The following is a 1,547-nucleotide window of genomic DNA, read 5'->3' as shown; positions in this document are numbered from 1 at the left end:
GAATATTTTGCTGAAGTCGGCCAATGCGCAGAAGATGGGGGCGTCCAGCCTGACTATCCCGCCGCCCAATATGCCGCTGGCCGAGGGTTACAGCGAACACTTTATTATCAAAGATCAGGAAACGGGGGAACCTCTTGCGGGCGTCCCTTACACCATCGCCTACCGACAGCAGCAAATAACGGGTATTACCGATAATCAGGGGAAAACCACCGCCGTTTACAGCCTGCAACCTGAGCAGTTAACGCTGCAACCGCATATCGAGCGATTTAACCGGCAGTTTTTGCAGGCCAGCTACTGGGATGACGACCGCGCGCTAAGCATCGATTTCTCCCGCACGGATAAAGAGGATGAACCAAAATGAGTACAGGGAAGAAAACCGCCACGCCGGCAGCGGGCAGAGAGACGACCACGGATACCAAGAAAGAACCGGGCGGCACCGCGGCGCCGGTAACCGATCCGCTGGATTTATGGTATCTGTGCGAGAAAGTGGGCTATGCGCTCAATAACCCGAAAATTCGCTCGGACGGCCAACCGATGTACCAGCGGGTGGTGACGCAATTGATTCGTCTGGACGACGAGATGTTCAGCTACCATTTTCCCTATATCGGCGAGGTGGGGTACGACATGACGCAAAACCCGCCGAAACCGGTGATGAGCCGCATGCGGCCCAACTATCCCAGCACTTTCCCTTTATCCAAATACGCAGCGATTAAGCGTGGCCATCAGTGGCGCGTGCGCGGACTGGCGGGCAGCGATATCGCGGTGGAACTGGTCAGCGAGTTAATGAGCCTGGAGGAGCTGGAAAGCACCCTGACGCCGGAGATGCGGCAGGGCGCCGGCAAGGTGAAGCCGCTGCCCGATGAGCTATCGAGAATATACAACAAACGTCAGGGGCTGTTTCGTATTCCGGACGTGGTGCGGCTGAAAAACCGCATGTTGATCGGCAAGCAGGCTTTTAGCCAATCCAATCTGCATACGGTGATTGAAATCAAATTTCCGGGGGATAAATTAACCGAAGAACAACAGCAAGCATATGAAGATATTGCAGGAGCGGAGAATTTTCGTTTGCTGGAGACTGATACCTGCAGGGTGGATGATAAGACTCAACGGGAGTGGCTGCGGGATGCGAAAAAGGAACCGGTCTATTTGCCGGTGGGGCTGGCGGGGGCGCGTAATCGGCTGTGCCTGCGCCCGGAGCTCGAAGCCTACCCGCTGCTGGAGGGGCTGATTGCGCGTGAGCATCAGCAGGTAAAAGATTACTTTGTGCCTTATTACCCGCCGCTGAACGCCGGCCCGCGTCTGGAGCCGATGCCCGATCCGGCGCTTGCCGCCGCGCAGGAGCAGCAGCAGCGGAAGGCGCGGGCGCAGCTGGAACTGGCGCTGGGCGGGCCGTTTTTCGCCATTGCGGCGGGCGTTGCCGGCGGCGGCGCAGTCACCGCCGCCGGCGGTTCGGCAGCGGTGGCGGCCGGCAGCGCTGCCAGCGGCGGCGAGAGTTTGCTGCTGGGAAGAGCCGCCGGGCAGGTGGTGAGCTATGTGCGCAATATGCT

At 58.8% G+C, this 1,547-nt stretch carries 1 protein-coding gene and 1 pseudogene; both read left to right on the top strand.

The window, feature by feature from the left end; genetic code table 11:
* A pseudogene (locus VSX58_RS22400) lies at nt 1-361 on the top strand (type VI secretion system Vgr family protein); the annotation flags it as partial.
* The coding region (locus VSX58_RS22395; RefSeq protein ID WP_327619980.1) for a VRR-NUC domain-containing protein at nt 358-1,547 on the top strand (1,190 nt) is incomplete at its 3' end. The pseudogene VSX58_RS22400 and the gene VSX58_RS22395, both read left to right, overlap by 4 nt.

The organism is Brenneria populi, from assembly GCF_036016195.1.
In the GTDB taxonomy this organism is placed as follows: Bacteria; Pseudomonadota; Gammaproteobacteria; order Enterobacterales; family Enterobacteriaceae; genus Brenneria; species Brenneria populi.
Note: the sequence above shows the minus strand (reverse complement) of the source record. Positions and strands in the feature narration are given on the sequence as shown.